This is a genomic window from Maricaulis sp. MIT060901 (assembly GCF_047123815.1).
In the GTDB taxonomy this organism is placed as follows: Bacteria; Pseudomonadota; Alphaproteobacteria; order Caulobacterales; family Maricaulaceae; genus Maricaulis.
The window spans coordinates 2777279-2792494 of record NZ_CP138920.1 but is presented as its reverse complement, the minus strand read 5'-3'; the positions used below and the strand labels follow the sequence as shown (position 1 = coordinate 2792494).

The window sequence follows — 15216 nt, the reverse complement described above, 5'->3', positions numbered from 1 at the left end:
TCGGGACCCAGAATGACGTTTCAGCCTTGCGTCTACATAATGGCGAGCAAACGCAACGGTACGCTCTACACTGGCGTCACCAGCGAAATCGCCATGCGTGCCTGGAAACTTGAGCTTATCGAGGGGCGAAATCCCGATTGGCGCGACCTGTACGACGACCTGAACAGCTGAACCACTGGGTCCCGACTTTCGTCGGGATGACGCGGATGGTGGCTGATTTGTGCATATACGCCATGTCCCGCTTCAACTTTCCCCGCCGGGCAACTCGACTTAATGTTCGTGGCGGGGCGAAGCGGAGACCGGCATGGCCAAATTCTACGACCAGATTGATGATCGCATTCAAGCCTTTATCGACAGGCAGAAAATGTTCTTCATCGCTACGGCCCCGTCGGGCGATGACGGTTCGGTCAATCTCTCGCCCAAGGGGTATGACAGTTTTCGGGTGATTGGCCCCAATGAGGTTGCCTATCTGGATCTGGGCGGCTCGGGGATCGAAACACTCGCACATGTGCGTCAGAACGGCCGCATCACCTTCATGTTCTGCGCTTTCGAAGGCGCTGCTAACATTCTGCGCCTCTATGGCACGGCAGAAGCGGTGACGTTCGAGGAACCGGGTTTTGCCGAAAAGCTTGCCCTGTTCCCGGACTTCCCCAAGGCCCGCGCCATCATCACGGCCAAGATCCACAAATGCCAGGACAGCTGCGGCTGGGGCGTGCCGTTCTACGAATTCAAGGGTGAGCGCGACCAGCTGGTGCGCGTCAACGCCCATCGCTCCGACGAGGAATGGGCGGCGCGGCGTTATGAGAGCAATGCCCAGTCGATCGACGGCCTGCCCGGCCTGATCAAGCCGGAAGGGGCGGAATAACCAAGGCATAAGCAAGGTGCCAGACCAGCCTCGGAAAATGGCAAGCTGACGCGCTTGTTACCGACGCGCAGATGACGCGTTGGACGAGCTGCCCTATCTAGGTCCTATCTGTGGAGTATTTCATGCGCCTGTCTTTGATCATCCTCGCCGCCCTCGCCACTTTCATGGCTCCGAACTTTTTCCGCGCGGAATGGGAAACGGCGGCCCAGGCCGACGTCGTCGAGGAGCGTCCGAGACTGGTTGCGGCGATGTTCCGCTCGTCCTGGTGCAGTTCCTGCCGGATTATCGAGCCGCGTATCGATGATGTGCGCGAGGATTATGAGGATGCCGCCGTCGAATTCATCCGCTTCGATTTCACGCTGGGACGCCGAGACGGGTTGCGGGAACGTGCGGCAGAAGCCGGTATCAGCGAGGTCTTCATGCAGCTGGAAGGCCGCACCGGCTTCATGCTGCTGATCGACCGGGATACGGGCCAGGTCTTCGAGGCTGTCACAACGGCCTATGACCGCGACAATATCCGCGCGGCCATTGATCGGTGGCTGGCGGTGACGGCGGACTGAGCCGCCGTCACGACGAGGGATCAGCCCTCGGACTGGATCTGGTTGCGGGCCTCGATCAGGAGATCGTCCATCTGCTTGCGCAGCAGGTGGTCGGAGAGCTCAACGCCCTTTTCGTCGAAGTCAGCGCGGACCTTGCGGAAGACGTCGTCATCACCGGCTTCCTCGAAATCAGCCACGACAACCGTCTTGGCGTATTCGTCGGCGGCATCGCCGTCCAGGCCGAGCTCGCCCGCAGCCCACAGGCCCAGCAGCTTGTTGCGGCGAGCATTCGCCTTGAATTCCATTTCCTGATCGTGGGCGTATTTGTTTTCAAACGCGTTTTCGCGATCGTCGAGGCCGGACATGGCAGTCTCCCTGAAGGATGATGTTTGATAGTCTCGTTAGCTTGCCCCCGCGGGGAAATCAACGCCTGTGAAACAGGCTGCGACACTGCGGCGTCCCGGCATTGCGAATAATGGGCTGTGCGGCTAGTTTCCGCGCTCGAAGCGCGGTCCGTCACTGAGTCGGGCCGCGCCACGCTTTTTATAGGCCTGATACGGTATCCGGCCCCTGCAGGAGCGTCGCTGATGTCCCGTCGCAAAAAACTCTACGAAGGCAAGGCCAAGATTCTCTATGAAGGTCCCGAGGCGGGCACGCTCGTCCAGTACTTCAAGGATGACGCCACGGCCTTTAACGGTGAGAAACACGCCACCCTCGAGGGCAAGGGTGTTCTCAATAACCGTATCTCCGAGCACATCTTCCTCGGTCTTCAGCGGATCGGCATCAATACGCACTTCATCAAGCGCCTGAACATGCGCGAACAACTCGTCCGCCAGGTCGAGATCGTGCCGCTGGAAGTGGTCATCCGCAATGTCGCCGCCGGGTCCATCGCCAAGCGCCTGGGCCTGACCGAGGGCGAACCGCTGCCGCGCCCGATCGTGGAGTTCTATTTCAAGAATGACGATCTCGGCGATCCGATGATCGCGGAAGAGCATATCAACGCGTTCGGCTGGGCCGCTCCGCACGAGATGGACGAGATGGTTTCCATCGCCTTCCGCACCAATGACTATCTGTGTGGGCTGTTTGCAGGCGCCGGCATCCGCCTCATTGATTTCAAACTGGAATTCGGCCGGATCTTCGACAATGAAGTGCCGCGCATCATCCTGGCTGACGAGATCAGCCCGGACAGCTGCCGCCTCTGGGACATGGAATCGAACGAGAAGCTGGACAAGGACCGCTTCCGCCGGGATCTGGGCAATGTGACCGAGGCCTATGCGGACGTTGCCCGTCGCCTGGGCATCATGAAGGAAAACAATGTGGTCGCCATGACCACTGATGACACCGCCTCCTGAGGCCGGCGACATCCGAATAACAAGAACACCCGTCGCACGAGCGTCGGGTGTTTTTCTTTGCGTGTACGGCGCATGTTCAGCCCGCCGTTTGCGACAGATCGGCTATGCAGACACGGGCACCTGGCCAGCCAGAATCCCGTGGCAAATCAGAGCGCTGGCTAGCCAGGGCTGGACATCACGGCGCGATCCACTGGGCACGGCATGGCCGGCTGGACGCTATCGCCCCTTCACCCCAACAAAATCAGGCCATCAGCGCAGGTGAGTCGATTGCCCTTTGCGCCCATGCACAGTAAGAGGAGCGCAATTCGAAACCAGCCGAAGCGAGTCGTCCCGTGAAAGCCAAAATCCACGTTTATCTGAAACCCGGAGTTCTTGACCCGCAAGGCGCGGCCGTAGCCGGTGCACTGCACAATATGGGTTATGAGGAAGTCACGGCCGCCCGCCAGGGCAAGCTGATCGAGCTGGACCTGACCGGCGATGACGCCGACGCGGCCAAGGCCCGCGTCGACGAGATGTGCCAGAAGCTTCTCTCCAACCCGGTGATCGAGAGCTACTCGATCGATATCGCGTAGAACGGAGCGGGCCATGAAATCCGCTGTTATCGTCTTTCCCGGTTCAAACTGTGACCGTGATGCCCATGATGCCATTGAACGTGTGACCGGCGAGAAGCCGGCCATGGTCTGGCACCAGGAGAGCGAACTGCCCGAGGGCACCGAGTTCGTCATGATCCCGGGTGGTTTCTCCTACGGAGACTATCTGCGCTGTGGGGCCATGGCCTCGCGCTCGGCGATCCTGCCGGCCGTTGTCGCCCACGCCGCGACTGGTGCGCCGGTTCTGGGTGTGTGCAATGGCTTCCAGATCCTCACCGAGAGCGGTCTTCTGCCGGGCGCGCTGATGCGCAATGCGGGCCTCACCTTCGTCTGTGAGAAAGCCCCGCTGAAGATCGATAACGGCAATACGCGCTTCACCTCGCGCTATGGCGCGACCTCGGAGCTGATCATTCCGATCGCCCACCATGACGGCAATTATTTCGCCGATGCCGAGACGCTTGACCGCATCGAGGGCGAAGGCCAGGTCGTCTTCCGCTATGGCAACAACCCGAACGGTTCCCAGCGCGACATCGCCGGCGTGATGAATGAACAGGGCAATGTCCTGGGCATGATGCCTCACCCGGAGCGCGCAGTAGACGAAAAGCACGGCGGCACAGACGGCCTTGCACTGTTTGAATCCCTGCTGGGGAGTGCGTGAACATGACCCAATACGCTGACGGCATCGCGGCCGAAATCGTCGCTGAACACGGTATCAATGACGAGGAATACGCCATCATCCTCGACCGTCTGGGCCGGGCGCCCAACATGGTTGAGCTGGGCATTTTCTCGGTTATGTGGTCGGAGCACTGCTCCTACAAGTCCTCGCGAGCCCACCTGGGCAAATTCCCCACCTCGGGCGAGAAAGTCATCCAGGGTCCGGGCGAGAATGCCGGCGTCATCGATATCGGTGATGGCCAGGCCTGTATCTTCAAGATGGAGAGCCACAACCACCCGTCCTATATCGAACCCTATCAGGGCGCAGCGACGGGTGTGGGCGGTATCCTGCGCGATGTCTTCACCATGGGTGCACGCCCGGTGGCGCTGATGAATGCGCTGCGCTTCGGCGCGCCGGACCATGAAAAGACCCAACACCTGGTCGGCGGCGTTGTTGCCGGTATCGGGGGATACGGAAACTGTGTCGGCGTCCCGACCGTGGGCGGCGAGACCAATTTCCACGAGGGTTATAACGGCAACATCCTCGTCAATGCGATGGCCGTTGGCCTGGCGGAAACGGACAATATTTTCTACGCCCGCGGCGCCGAGCCGGGTCAGCCGATCGTCTATGTCGGCTCCAAGACCGGCCGCGACGGCATTCACGGCGCGACCATGGCCTCGGCGGAGTTTGACGATGAGAGCGAAGAGAAGCGCCCCACCGTCCAGGTCGGTGACCCCTTCGTCGAGAAGAAGCTGATCGAGGCCTGCCTCGAACTGATGGCCACGGACGCCATCGCGGCGATCCAGGACATGGGCGCCGCCGGTCTCACCTCCTCTTCCGTCGAAATGGCGGACAAGGGCGGGATCGGCATCAAGCTGATCATGGATGACGTGCCCCAGCGCGAAGAAAACATGTCCACCTATGAAATGATGCTCTCGGAAAGCCAGGAGCGCATGCTGGTGATCATGAAGCCGGGCCGCGAAGACGTGGCCAAGGCGATCTTTGAAAAATGGGAACTCGACGTCGCCGTGATCGGTGAAACGACGGATACCGGCCGCATGGTGCTCGAGCACAAGGGCGAGATCGTCTGCGACATCCCGGTCGCACCGCTGGCCGATGATGCACCGAAATACGAGCGTCCCTACTTCGCTCCGGAAGTGCGCGCCCAGATCAATGCCAAGGACGTGGCCCAGCCGTCGCACATGGGCGAAGTCTTGCTCAAGCTGATGTCCAGCCCGAACATGGCCTCCAAGGCCTGGATCTGGCGCCAGTATGACCGCCACGTCATGGCCGACACGGCTGCCAGCTCCGAGGATCCGTCAGACGCCGCGATCGTGCGTGTTCACGGCACCAACAAGGCCCTGGCCATCACCACCGACTGTACGCCGCGTTATTGCTATGCAGACCCGTTCGAAGGCGGCAAGCAGGCCGTTGCGGAAGCCTGGCGCAATCTGACCGCCACCGGCGCCGATCCGATCGCGATCACCGACTGCCTGAACTTCGGCAATCCGGAACGTGAAGAGATCATGGGCCAGTTTGTGGGCTGTGTTGAAGGCATGGCGCAGGCCTGTGCCGCGCTCAACTTCCCTGTCGTTTCAGGCAATGTCAGCCTCTACAACGAGACCAATGGTGTTGCCATTCCGCCGACACCGGCAGTTGGCGGCGTCGGCCTCATCCCGGACATGGACAAGCGCGCCGGTTTCGGCGGCATGTCCGAGGGCCACATCCTGATGGTGGTCGGCAAGACGACTGGCGCGATGGGTGCTTCCACCTATCTGCGTGTTGTCGAGGGCCGCGAGGACGGCGGAGCGCCGATGGTCGATCTCGACCGCGAGAAGGCCCATGGCAATTTCGTACGCGGCCAGATCCGTGCCGGCCGTATCAGCGCCTGTCACGACCTGTCGGACGGTGGGCTGGCCTGTGCGGCTGCAGACATGGCGCTCGCGTCGCAGACCGGCATCAAGCTGGCGCACGACGCCGACAGTGATGTGCCGATGCACGGCTTCCTGTTCGGCGAAGACCAGGCCCGCTATCTGATGGCGGCCAAGAAGGATGATGCCATCGCCATCATCCAGGACGCGAAGGCCGAGGATATCGACATCCAGGTTGTCGGCCTGGCCGGCGGCACTGCCGTGAGCGTCAATGGTGCCCACCATCTCGAACTGGACCGCCTGCGCGCGGCCTGGGAAGGCTGGATGCCGGACCTGATGGAACCGGTCGCCGAAGCGGCCGAGTAAAGAAAAGCCCCGCTCATCGAGCGGGGCTTTTTACTTGCGGTCGTTCAACCGGTAGAGCGAGCTGGTATCCGGTGTTCCCACCATGACCCGGTAGGTCAGGATCATCAGCGCCCCGAGATCAAAGACATTGAAGAACAGATCGGCCAAGGACGCCCAGGCCGGTGCGGCATCAGCATTGAAGCTGACCGAATGAACCGACAGCCAGAGCGTGATGTCGATGGCGTAGCCAAGCCCGCAGCACACAAGTGCCAGAACCCGACGGCGCAGAAGCACGAAGACACCGGCCGCTACATAAGCCGATGCATATACCGCCCAGGCCACGACGATGATGGGGTTCGCGCTGGCAAAGTAGCGCGCAAGTTCCGGACCGAATTCCCGGATATCAAAGACACCCGCCAACGCGAGCATGACAATCAGACTGAAAAACAAAGAATAGGCACCGCGAAGGCAAATCACAGTGCCCAAAACACTTGTCCAGATTGTCTGAATTCGCCCCATGCGAATCGAATACTGTCTTTTCACTACCAAAGCGTGAAAAGCTTCACATCTCCGATCAGATTATCGACCACTCTCTTCCGCGATCATGTCGAGGCCGGCTTCGGCTTCGCGAGCAAAGTCGAGAATGGTTTCGGTAGCGTCCTGGAAAAACTCCAGCGTCATGTTCTCATAGGTATCCGACGGCTGGTGATAGTGCGGGTGGAAATCCACGCCCAGATAGATGAACGGGATACCCGCCGCGTGGAAGGCACCGCTATCGGTCAGCATGGTCCAGTCACTGCCAGGCGGGCCGCCCGGTTCGTCATAGCCCATGGGCAGGTTGACGTCGGCCCGTTCGGCCACACGCTCGACCAATGGCTTCAGGAACGGATAGTGATACGTGCCCACGGCCCAGAGGATGCGGTCATCGGACATGGCGACCATATCGAGATTGAGATTGAAGACGATATTCTCTTCCGGCACCGGCGGGTTGGCCACAAAGGCGCGCGCGCCCTGCAGACCACGCTCCTCGGCGTCGACAAAAGCAAAGATCAGGTCATGTTCCGGCGGGTTCTCGACGAAGTCCTCGGCCACAGCCAGCAGCGCAGCAACGCCGGATGCATTGTCGTCGGCGCCATTCCAGATCTGTCCGTCACGCATGCCTTCATGATCGAAGTGGGCGGTCAGCACCATGACATGGTCACTGTCTCCGGTGCCCTCGATCTCGGCCAGAATATTCACGCCCGGCAGGCGTTCGCCCGGACCGCGGCGGAAAGAGTATTGGAATGGATGTTCGAAATTGTCGCCAACCGGATCAATCCCGATCTCTTGCAGGCGACCAATGATGTATTCACGGGCCATGGCATTGCCGGGCGTGCCTGCTTCGCGGCCCTGCATCTCGTCGGATGCGAGGATCTGCAGGTCTTCCAGCAATTGAGCCCGGTCCAGGCCGTCATAATCGCTCGACTGGCTGGCCGTGACAGATGAACATGCAGCCAGGCCGAGAAAGGCTGCGGATGATAATAGTGCAGTGATACGCATAATGTTCCCCGATTACGCTTTGACCGCACCATGCCAGATCCGCAGCCCGGACCGAACCCAATTTTCTGTAATGGATCAGAACCAGCGGCTGGGACGCGCAGCGGGTTCCGGTTCGTGTTCCGGCCAGTTCGCTTCGGACTGTTCCACATATCCGGGAATGTCTTCTTCCCAGCGGCGCTGGATATTGGGCGAGAAATTCATGTAGAGCACGCCATCAACCACCTGATAGGCCAGCGGATCGGTGCGGACCTTGCGATCATGGGCGAGCGCATAGGCGCAGTGCCCGTCATAGGCGGGCGCTTAAACCTCAGGCGATGCAATAAAGAGGTCTCGATTGGCCTCCGTCGCGAAATACCAGGTAACGCCATTATACTCGGCAGTGAGCGTGTCCAGCCCTACCAGCGGCGTGGCTTCGGTATGATAACTGACCACATCATACCCCCCGACCGGGCGGCCCTCGCGGTCGACATACTGGTCGCCGGCCATGGCAATACCGCTGAGAAATACAAAGGCCAGTCCCAGATTGACCAGGCCCAGGGACAGGCGGGTAACGAGTTTGACGGCAAAAATTGTATTCAAGAGAGCCTCCAGTTTATCCAGCCGTGTGTGATATGGCTGTTTCCGCCCTTGCAGGAAAGCGCAACTGCCAACACATTCCTTCACCAAGTCGAGGCTCTGCGTGAGCTTTCGTGAACTTTTCGTCATCCATGACCGGAGCGCCAATCATGCCCATGCCTGCCGACGAGATTATTGCCCTGATCAAGGCTGGAATTCCCGATGCCGAAATCGAGATGGAAGACCTGGCCGGCGATAATGACCACTGGAAGGCCGTCGTCACCAGCGAGGCGTTTCGCGGCAAGCTGCGTGTCGCCCAGCATCAGCTGGTCTATGAGGCCCTCGGTTCGAAAATGGGCAATGAACTCCACGCGCTCGCGCTGGAGACCAGGGTTCCGGACGCTTGAAACAAACTCGCATGATCGATAGCCCCGCCTTCTCCCGTCTCGGCTTCGGCGTCACGGGTCCCCATGCCAGCATTATCGGCTCGAATACGAAAACACGTGAGCTGGTCCATGCCTGTGTCGCTCATGGTGTGACCCTGTTCGATACCGGCCCTGCCTATGGCGCCGGTCGTGCGGAAACGCGGCTTGGTGAAGCGCTCCGCGAGGTCCCGCGGGACAAGGTCTTTGTGTGCACGAAAGCGGGTATGCACGCGGGCAGGTTTCGTGATTTCTCGCCGGGTGCCGTTGAGATGTCGCTCAAGGACTCGCTGGAGCGATTAAAAACAGACCATGTCGATCTCCTGCTTCTGCACGGCCCGGCACCGGAAGAACTCACCGACAAGCTGATCCGGCATCTGGAAGCCTTCAAGGTTCGCGGCATGATCCGGCATCTGGGCATTTGCGGCCGCGGCCCGGAACTCGAGGCCGCCGCGCGCATCTCGGCTATGGACGCGGTGATGGCACCGCTCAATTCCGAGCTCACCACTCAGGAAATCGAGCGCCTCGAGAACTGCAAAAAGGCAGGCCAATCGATCATCGGCATCGAGGTCATGAAAGGCGCCGCGAAATCCGCGCGCATTCCTCTAAACGCCTCTTCAGCATGGTATTTTGCGCGCCATATCAAGCAGGTCGCGCTGGGTCGAACAGCGCCACCCAGCGGCCGTTCGCCGCAGGAGGCGCTGTCCTGGGCACTCGATCATCCCTTGAGTGATAGCGTAATATCCCTGACAACGAGTTTGACACATCTGGACGCCAATGCCCGGCTGGCTGGTCTTGAAGGATCAGCGTCGAGTGCCTAGCTCTAGCGCCAGACGACCAAGGAGTTCGACATGACGGATACCGTCCACGATCAGATCAAATCCACCATCAACGCGAATGACGTCGTGCTCTTCATGAAAGGCACACCGATCTTTCCGCAATGTGGCTTCTCTTCGGTTGTTGCCCGCGTTCTCGACCATCTCCAGGTCGATTTCGAAAGCGTCAACGTGCTGGAAGATGACGGCGTACGTGAAGGCATCAAGACCTTCTCCAACTGGCCGACCATCCCGCAGCTCTACATCAAGGGCGAGTTTGTCGGCGGCTGTGATATCGTCAAGGAAATGTTCGAGACGGGCGAATTGCAGACCTATCTGCGAGATAAGGGCCTGATCGAGGCCGCCTAGTCCGAAGGACACTCCCGATGAGCAAATCCGAACGACCGGTTCTGACGCCAGGACCGGAACACCCCATTATTGTCTCCGATCACGAGATTGACGTGACCATCAGCGCCCGCGGCGAGCTGCTTGCCGCCGACGCCAAGGCGCTGGAACTGAAAGAACATGTCTACGCGCCGGTTCTCTATGTCGGGCGCAAAGCCCTGGACAGCACGCAGCTGGAACGCTCCGAGCATACGAGCTGGTGTCCGTACAAGGGCGAAGCCAACTACTTCCATCTGCTGCTGGAAAACGGCGAGCGGCTGGAAAACGCTGTCTGGACCTATGAAGAACCGTTCCAAGCTGTCGCGCTGATCAAGGACCGGCTCGGCTTCTATCCCGACCGCGTTGCCGTGGAACGCGTCTAGCGCGCCGCCATCTGGCGACGTTCGCCGTAGGGGTTCCAATCCCACGCACGATTATCGAGCGGATTGAGCACGACGACCTGGCCGCCATGCGGCACGCCGAGTTCCTCAAAGCCGAAACCGAGCTGGATGCCCCACGGGATATCATCCACACAGCGATCAACATCTTCGCGGCTGATCGACACCGTGTAGATGTCCTCGTGATACTGTTTAACCGAGACATCAAAATCAGCCCGCGAGGTACACCCCTGCGTATTGGCGTGGATGACAAGGATATCATCCTCGATAACCCGCCAGTAGATCACGGCCTCGAGACTGGGATCGATGACCGGTGCCTCGCGGCCCGTCCCCGGGATGGAAATGTCGGAAATCGACATGGTCGGCATGGATGGCAGGCTCGGCAGCGGAGGCAGGAAACGCGCCTCTTCGCTCTCCCCCGGAACCGTCGAACAAGCCGCACAGGCCAGCACAAGGCCAGCTACCGATACAAAACGCCAGGTCATGAATTGCCCCCAATTCCCCCATTAACCCCACAACACCGAAAGACGATCACCCCTCATCATTTCGGTTCTGTAAGAAAAGCGCGAAAAACATTGCCGATCAATCCCTTGTGTCGAGACGGGCGAAAACTCAGAGGGAAAACGCCTCTGCGTTGAGCGTTAACGCCGCGGTTTCGAGCAGCCCTGATCCAGGGGTTGTATGAATTGGATTCACCTCCACTATCCCACTTCACAGGAAACCGGAGGGCCGAGCCATGACCAAGTCTCGCGCGGTGTATGCTTTTCTCGGAGCGTCGCTTTATCTGGCGATGTTTGTTGTTTTCACCGTCCTCGTGGACAGCGTGGCCCAGCCGGCGAGCCCTGGCGGGAGCCTGCTCTGGCCGATGGCCTGGATCATCTATCTGGCTTTGCCCCCGCTGGCCGTTGCCGCAGGATTGTCTGCGGTCTGGAAAACCTGGCACACCAGCAATCGTTTCTCGCTGTTTGCCGCCACAACCTTGTTCGGAGCCGGTGCCATGACACTCCTGCCCGCCCTGGTTTATGTCTGGCGCACTTACGAGCACACTCTCACCGCGGTCAACGAAGAGCGCGTGGTGATGTCGACCATGCTGCACCTGCCCACCATCACCTCGGTCGCCAGCGCCCTGGCCCTGACCGTCCTGATGTTCATCGGGCACCGGGTGTTTGGGACATCCGCTGGTCAGACAGAATTGACGTGACGATCACCTTACTGCGCATGTCATCAGTATATCGTGACAATATACCAAAACCCCGAACGATAACTATGCATGTAGATGGGGGCGAATATGACGCTGCGGATCCTATGTTTCTTCTTCGCCTTCGCCCCGTGTCCAATCAGCCTAGCCTTTACGGTTCCGCTTTACGCAGACCGATGGGTCAGCGGGGGTGGATTGGGGACGGCAATCGCGCTCGCAGTCACAATGGGAACATGGTTGGCTTGCTTGATCACAATGCTCGCCGCTGCCGGCATCCATTCCGGGTTCAGCCCAATGAATGTCGAACCTAGCTCGCGCGAGGGGAGAGGAGCGCTACGGGTTGAACGGTTTCTCCGCTTGTCCTTCTGGGTTGGATTTGCCCTGATTGGTTTTGGCCTCTTTGGCATAGTGTTGCCCCTATTGCCCTCCTCCGCTTCCGGCCCCCAGATCGCGTTCGGCGAAGAGGAACCGCTGTTTCTCGCAGCAAATCTGTTGATGATCGGGTTCATTCAGTGCATTGCCGCGAACTGGATGGCGAAAACAGAAGCGCGCATTGCACTCACCGCCAACCACGAAAAAACCCGCCCGGCATAGCCAGGCGGGTTCTTTTGAACTCGGATGTCCTCGTGATTACGAGGAGTAGAATTCGACAACCAGGTTCGGTTCCATCTGTGCAGCATAAGGAACTTCCGCGAGTTCCGGCATGCGCACATAGGTGACCTTCATGGCTTTCGGGTCGAGATCGACATAGTCCGGGATATCGCGCTCGGCGCTTTCCAGGGCTTCCAGGACCAGGGCCATGGAGCGGGACTTTTCGCGAACTTCGATGACGTCGCCCGGCTTGCAGCGGTAGGACGGGATGTTCGTCTTGACGCCATTGACCAGAACGTGGCCGTGGTTGACAAACTGACGCGCTGCGAAAACGGTCGGGACGAACTTGGCGCGGTAAACGACAGCGTCCAGACGGGATTCCAGCAGGCCGATCAGGTTCTCGGCGGTGTTGCCGGTGCGGCGAGCCGCTTCGTCATACGTACGACGGAACTGCTTCTCGGTAATGTTACCGTAGTAACCCTTCAGCTTCTGCTTGGCGCGCAGCTGGATACCGAAGTCAGACAGCTTGCCGGCGCGGCGCTGGCCGTGCTGGCCCGGGCCGTACGGACGGGAGTTGATCGGAGATTTCGGACGACCCCAGAGGTTTTCACCCATACGGCGGTCGATTTTATATTTTTGCGAATGACGCTTTGACATCAGTCTCTCTATTTCGATGTGGCCCGGCGTCCTCCCTATTGAGGCTCGCAATTGAAACGGCGGTTCACACATCACCCGTACACCCCACGCCAGCAGGCGCTCGCGCGAGAAGCGGGGTTTCTACCTGTGCGGACAGGAATGTCAAGCAATGTTGCAGTACGCTGAAATCATCGGTTCGCGCCGACCCAATCAGGGCCTTTCCGGCAGGACATCAGCAAGCCGCTGTCGGAGGCCCTTTGTGCCCGATCGCGACGCGTAATTAGCAGCCTTCTGCTTGGCTTCACCAATTGGCACGCCCCAGAAACTCGCCAGCGCAGTCGCATCATTTAAAGTGAGGCTCGTCTCGCCCCAGCTACAACTGACGGAGTTCGCGGTAGAGGCAATATCAAGATCGATCCGTTCGGTCATGCCGCCCTGGACCTTGCGCCCGATAGCCAACTTGGCCTGGGAAGTTTCAATATTCCATACTTGAGCGAGCTTCATCGCATCGCAGTATCCGTAATCACTTAGTGCAAAGTGATAGTAAGAATCGGCGTCAGGATTCTCGGATGTGATGATTGTAATTGAATTGGCCTCATGCAACGTGAAACCGTATTCCTCCCAGAAACGCTTGTGTCCGAGACGGGTCGCCAACCGATCGACCGCTAGCTTAGCTTCCCACGATGATTCCAGCGCCCAATGATTGGCCAGTGCCACAGCATCTGAGTAGGTCAGCCCGACCTCTTCATGGCTACATTCGACGTCAAAGTGGGTGCTCGCAATATCTATATCGACAAGATTTGTCAGGCCCGCCGCAATCTTACCGCCGATGATCGCCTTCGCTGATCCGACACCTGTATTCCAGACATGCGCGACTTTTTTGGCGTCACAATAGCCATAATTACTGCTTAAAAACAGCCACATATCTCGTTCATCCGGACGCTGGGTCCGGTTGTTCACTTGCGAAATACTGGCTGCCATCAGCGGCGCATGATAGGTTTGATCGTCGAAGTGAGCACTTACAGTTCCGCCGGACAGCGTCACTAGCGCTGCCACGCCTGCGATAGAAGAGCTCGACATGTTTTCCTCCCCGGAGATTTGCGGGTAACTGCGTAGCGCCTTTGCCGCGAGTGGGCAATCTCGATAGACACCAATACCAAAGCTGTTGATGTTGAGGCTGTTTTCGACGATTGAGGCGTGTGTGATGGCAAGCTGGAAAATGGGATTCGAGATCGAACTCTTGGCGCCACAGGGCCGATCACGTCGCGATCTGGCCGCGGCTGTTGCCCGCGATCAGGGCGGCACGGTAGGGGTCTGTTTCTACCCGCAATCCGAGCCAAGCCTTGTGCCGGGCCTGCCGGTTTTCGAGAATTTGGTTTTGGGCTTTGATGTCCGTGACCGAGGCGGTGAGCGCATCGCGCTCCTAGTTGATGATCTCACAATTCGCGACGGGCTGGACCATAATGCCCCGCCCCTGACCGGTTGGCTGCGCCTGCTAAGCGATGATGCCCGGCTGCTCTCTCTCGCCCAGCACCATTGCGATCCGCAAGCGGGCCTCGAGACCGTGCTGGAACCCGTTGCCGCGCTTTGGGGTACGCCCGTTGAGCACGCAGGGGGCGGGATTACCAAAGTCGTCGACCAGTCCGCACGCTCAATCGCCATGGCTGCCCCGCTACCGGGCGAGCGTGAACGACCGTGCGAAATCATATCCCCGCCCTATGGCGATGATCCCGAACCCGCCCTGCGCAAATTGCTAATGGCAGCGCACGCACTTGATTTCAGCGTGCCTGCCGAGGCGGCGCTTCACATCCATTATGACGCGGTACGCCTGCGTGATGCGCGGGCTCTCGCCCGATTGATCAAGGCGCTCGATCAGTTCGGCGATGCGCTTCGATCGCTGGTGCGAACCAATCCGCGCTGCGTTAGACTTGGCCCAATCAGCGATTCCATCCGCGCACTGGCGCGCGATCCCGATTTCCAACACCTCGACTGGATCAAGGCCCAGCAGCGCCTCATCGAGTGCAAGCCGACGAAATATGCCGACTATAATTTCTTCAACCTCGCGCATGACCTGCCAGGCAAGCAAACGTTTGAAGTCCGGATCTTCCCGGGCTCCATGGACGTGTCGGAAATCATGCGCAATGCCCGGCTATTCGCGGCGATCCTGGAGTGGGCCTGCGGACTTGGCACGGACGGCCTCAATTCCGGCTTTCCAGGCTTTCTCGCGACGCTGAAACTGCCGCCAGAAGATCTTGATCAGTGGCATAGCCAACTTCCGGACCAAGCCCAAGGCGTGTGATACCCGCGTACTTTTCACACCTCTCCGCGCTTTTTTCGGACCTCAGCTGCTGCTCGCCCCCAAGAAAACCCTTTTTCTGAATCCGGTATTACTGCCCCTAATTTTCCGGTATTACTGCCCCTAATTTATAGGGCAGATAAGCAGATCAGCCATCTCGTGGAT

General features: G+C 59.3%; 22 protein-coding genes. 14 read left to right on the top strand and 8 right to left on the bottom strand.

What is annotated here, in order from left to right; all coding sequences use genetic code 11:
- Positions 1-39: 39 nt before the first annotated feature.
- From SIC17_RS13745 to SIC17_RS13735, 3 genes are all read left to right on the top strand, one after another.
- A complete protein-coding gene (locus SIC17_RS13745; protein ID WP_291892913.1) occupies positions 40-171 on the top strand; it encodes a hypothetical protein in 132 nt (43 codons plus the stop codon).
- A gap of 133 nt (positions 172-304) precedes the next feature.
- Entirely contained in the window at positions 305-865 is a 561-nt protein-coding gene (locus tag SIC17_RS13740; protein ID WP_412545713.1) for a pyridoxamine 5'-phosphate oxidase family protein, read from the top strand.
- Positions 866-987: 122 nt separating this feature from the next.
- Positions 988-1425: a TlpA family protein disulfide reductase gene (locus SIC17_RS13735; protein WP_291892907.1), complete on the top strand. Its 438-nt coding sequence runs from the start codon at positions 988-990 to the stop codon at positions 1423-1425.
- Positions 1426-1445: 20 nt separating this feature from the next.
- On the opposite strand, the gene SIC17_RS13730 is transcribed toward SIC17_RS13735, so the two are convergent.
- Positions 1446-1769, bottom strand: a complete 324-nt coding sequence (locus tag SIC17_RS13730; RefSeq protein ID WP_291892902.1) for a DUF1476 domain-containing protein — start codon at positions 1767-1769, stop codon at positions 1446-1448.
- Positions 1770-1991: 222 nt separating this feature from the next.
- Here SIC17_RS13730 and purC point away from each other — a divergent pair, with 222 nt between their 5' ends.
- The 4 genes from purC to purL all read left to right on the top strand — a co-directional run bounded on the left by purC (position 1992) and on the right by purL (position 6238).
- A complete protein-coding gene (gene purC, locus SIC17_RS13725) occupies positions 1992-2756 on the top strand; it encodes a phosphoribosylaminoimidazolesuccinocarboxamide synthase (protein ID WP_291892899.1) in 765 nt (254 codons plus the stop codon).
- 332 nt (positions 2757-3088) lie between these two features.
- Entirely contained in the window at positions 3089-3328 is a 240-nt protein-coding gene (gene purS, locus SIC17_RS13720; protein WP_291892897.1) for a phosphoribosylformylglycinamidine synthase subunit PurS, read from the top strand.
- A gap of 13 nt (positions 3329-3341) precedes the next feature.
- Positions 3342-4004: a phosphoribosylformylglycinamidine synthase subunit PurQ gene (purQ, locus tag SIC17_RS13715; protein ID WP_291892894.1), complete on the top strand. Its 663-nt coding sequence runs from the start codon at positions 3342-3344 to the stop codon at positions 4002-4004.
- 2 nt (positions 4005-4006) lie between these two features.
- On the top strand, positions 4007-6238 hold the full coding sequence (gene purL, locus SIC17_RS13710; RefSeq protein ID WP_291892891.1) for a phosphoribosylformylglycinamidine synthase subunit PurL: 2232 nt from the start codon (positions 4007-4009) through the stop codon (positions 6236-6238).
- 30 nt (positions 6239-6268) lie between these two features.
- On the opposite strand, the gene SIC17_RS13705 is transcribed toward purL, so the two are convergent.
- The 4 genes from SIC17_RS13705 to SIC17_RS13690 all read right to left on the bottom strand — a co-directional run bounded on the left by SIC17_RS13705 (position 6269) and on the right by SIC17_RS13690 (position 8335).
- The gene (locus tag SIC17_RS13705) at positions 6269-6646 is read right to left on the bottom strand and encodes a hypothetical protein (protein ID WP_412545712.1); all 378 of its coding nucleotides are present in this window, start codon (positions 6644-6646) and stop codon (positions 6269-6271) included.
- A 150-nt stretch (positions 6647-6796) separates the two neighbouring features.
- A complete protein-coding gene (locus SIC17_RS13700) occupies positions 6797-7756 on the bottom strand; it encodes a M20/M25/M40 family metallo-hydrolase (protein WP_412545711.1) in 960 nt (319 codons plus the stop codon).
- 75 nt (positions 7757-7831) lie between these two features.
- Positions 7832-7978 carry a hypothetical protein gene (locus SIC17_RS13695; protein ID WP_412545710.1) on the bottom strand — a complete coding sequence of 49 codons (147 nt, stop codon included), beginning with the start codon at positions 7976-7978 and terminating at the stop codon, positions 7832-7834.
- Between the two features lie 78 nt (positions 7979-8056).
- Positions 8057-8335: a hypothetical protein gene (locus tag SIC17_RS13690; protein ID WP_412545709.1), complete on the bottom strand. Its 279-nt coding sequence runs from the start codon at positions 8333-8335 to the stop codon at positions 8057-8059.
- A 146-nt stretch (positions 8336-8481) separates the two neighbouring features.
- Between SIC17_RS13690 and SIC17_RS13685 the strand changes: the two genes are divergently transcribed.
- The 4 genes from SIC17_RS13685 to SIC17_RS13670 are packed head-to-tail and all read left to right on the top strand — an operon-like array spanning position 8482 to position 10315.
- Complete coding sequence (locus tag SIC17_RS13685; protein WP_291892880.1) at positions 8482-8718, top strand: BolA family transcriptional regulator; 237 nt, start codon at positions 8482-8484, stop codon at positions 8716-8718.
- Between the two features lie 11 nt (positions 8719-8729).
- A complete protein-coding gene (locus SIC17_RS13680) occupies positions 8730-9554 on the top strand; it encodes an aldo/keto reductase (RefSeq protein ID WP_412545708.1) in 825 nt (274 codons plus the stop codon).
- 30 nt (positions 9555-9584) lie between these two features.
- A complete protein-coding gene (gene grxD / locus SIC17_RS13675; protein WP_291892874.1) occupies positions 9585-9917 on the top strand; it encodes a Grx4 family monothiol glutaredoxin in 333 nt (110 codons plus the stop codon).
- A gap of 17 nt (positions 9918-9934) precedes the next feature.
- Complete coding sequence (locus SIC17_RS13670) at positions 9935-10315, top strand: DUF427 domain-containing protein (RefSeq protein ID WP_412545707.1); 381 nt, start codon at positions 9935-9937, stop codon at positions 10313-10315.
- On the opposite strand, the gene SIC17_RS13665 is transcribed toward SIC17_RS13670, so the two are convergent.
- Positions 10312-10815: a hypothetical protein gene (locus SIC17_RS13665; RefSeq protein WP_291892870.1), complete on the bottom strand. Its 504-nt coding sequence runs from the start codon at positions 10813-10815 to the stop codon at positions 10312-10314. The genes SIC17_RS13670 and SIC17_RS13665 overlap by 4 nt on opposite strands.
- 251 nt (positions 10816-11066) lie before the next feature.
- Here SIC17_RS13665 and SIC17_RS13660 point away from each other — a divergent pair, with 251 nt between their 5' ends.
- Both SIC17_RS13660 and SIC17_RS13655 read left to right on the top strand, forming a co-directional pair.
- A complete protein-coding gene (locus SIC17_RS13660) occupies positions 11067-11531 on the top strand; it encodes a hypothetical protein (protein ID WP_412545706.1) in 465 nt (154 codons plus the stop codon).
- 252 nt (positions 11532-11783) lie between these two features.
- A complete protein-coding gene (locus tag SIC17_RS13655; protein WP_412545705.1) occupies positions 11784-12122 on the top strand; it encodes a hypothetical protein in 339 nt (112 codons plus the stop codon).
- A gap of 36 nt (positions 12123-12158) precedes the next feature.
- Here the strand turns inward: SIC17_RS13655 and rpsD are convergent, their stop codons facing one another.
- Together rpsD and SIC17_RS13645 are read right to left on the bottom strand one after the other, a co-directional pair.
- Entirely contained in the window at positions 12159-12776 is a 618-nt protein-coding gene (gene rpsD, locus SIC17_RS13650) for a 30S ribosomal protein S4 (protein WP_291899848.1), read from the bottom strand.
- 189 nt (positions 12777-12965) lie between these two features.
- Positions 12966-13835: a hypothetical protein gene (locus tag SIC17_RS13645; protein WP_291892861.1), complete on the bottom strand. Its 870-nt coding sequence runs from the start codon at positions 13833-13835 to the stop codon at positions 12966-12968.
- A gap of 88 nt (positions 13836-13923) precedes the next feature.
- Between SIC17_RS13645 and SIC17_RS13640 the strand changes: the two genes are divergently transcribed.
- The gene (locus SIC17_RS13640) at positions 13924-15054 is read left to right on the top strand and encodes an amidoligase family protein (RefSeq protein ID WP_412545704.1); all 1131 of its coding nucleotides are present in this window, start codon (positions 13924-13926) and stop codon (positions 15052-15054) included.
- Positions 15055-15216 lie beyond the last annotated feature (162 nt).

Excerpts from the sequence above, each read along its gene's own strand:
- SIC17_RS13745 (WP_291892913.1), top strand. The coding sequence starts at position 40 with ATGGCGAGCAAACGCAACGGTACGCTCTACACTGGCGTCACCAGCGAA.
- SIC17_RS13740 (WP_412545713.1), top strand. The coding sequence starts at position 305 with ATGGCCAAATTCTACGACCAGATTGATGATCGCATTCAAGCCTTTATC.
- SIC17_RS13735 (WP_291892907.1), top strand. The coding sequence starts at position 988 with ATGCGCCTGTCTTTGATCATCCTCGCCGCCCTCGCCACTTTCATGGCT.
- SIC17_RS13730 (WP_291892902.1), bottom strand. The coding sequence starts at position 1,769 with ATGTCCGGCCTCGACGATCGCGAAAACGCGTTTGAAAACAAATACGCC.
- purC (WP_291892899.1), top strand. The coding sequence starts at position 1,992 with ATGTCCCGTCGCAAAAAACTCTACGAAGGCAAGGCCAAGATTCTCTAT.
- purQ (WP_291892894.1), top strand. The coding sequence starts at position 3,342 with ATGAAATCCGCTGTTATCGTCTTTCCCGGTTCAAACTGTGACCGTGAT.
- purL (WP_291892891.1), top strand. The coding sequence starts at position 4,007 with ATGACCCAATACGCTGACGGCATCGCGGCCGAAATCGTCGCTGAACAC.
- SIC17_RS13705 (WP_412545712.1), bottom strand. The coding sequence starts at position 6,646 with ATGCTCGCGTTGGCGGGTGTCTTTGATATCCGGGAATTCGGTCCGGAA.
- SIC17_RS13700 (WP_412545711.1), bottom strand. The coding sequence starts at position 7,756 with ATGCGTATCACTGCACTATTATCATCCGCAGCCTTTCTCGGCCTGGCT.
- SIC17_RS13685 (WP_291892880.1), top strand. The coding sequence starts at position 8,482 with ATGCCCATGCCTGCCGACGAGATTATTGCCCTGATCAAGGCTGGAATT.
- SIC17_RS13680 (WP_412545708.1), top strand. The coding sequence starts at position 8,730 with ATGATCGATAGCCCCGCCTTCTCCCGTCTCGGCTTCGGCGTCACGGGT.
- grxD (WP_291892874.1), top strand. The coding sequence starts at position 9,585 with ATGACGGATACCGTCCACGATCAGATCAAATCCACCATCAACGCGAAT.
- SIC17_RS13670 (WP_412545707.1), top strand. The coding sequence starts at position 9,935 with ATGAGCAAATCCGAACGACCGGTTCTGACGCCAGGACCGGAACACCCC.
- SIC17_RS13665 (WP_291892870.1), bottom strand. The coding sequence starts at position 10,815 with ATGACCTGGCGTTTTGTATCGGTAGCTGGCCTTGTGCTGGCCTGTGCG.
- SIC17_RS13660 (WP_412545706.1), top strand. The coding sequence starts at position 11,067 with ATGACCAAGTCTCGCGCGGTGTATGCTTTTCTCGGAGCGTCGCTTTAT.
- SIC17_RS13655 (WP_412545705.1), top strand. The coding sequence starts at position 11,784 with ATGCTCGCCGCTGCCGGCATCCATTCCGGGTTCAGCCCAATGAATGTC.
- rpsD (WP_291899848.1), bottom strand. The coding sequence starts at position 12,776 with ATGTCAAAGCGTCATTCGCAAAAATATAAAATCGACCGCCGTATGGGT.
- SIC17_RS13645 (WP_291892861.1), bottom strand. The coding sequence starts at position 13,835 with ATGTCGAGCTCTTCTATCGCAGGCGTGGCAGCGCTAGTGACGCTGTCC.
- SIC17_RS13640 (WP_412545704.1), top strand. The coding sequence starts at position 13,924 with ATGTTGAGGCTGTTTTCGACGATTGAGGCGTGTGTGATGGCAAGCTGG.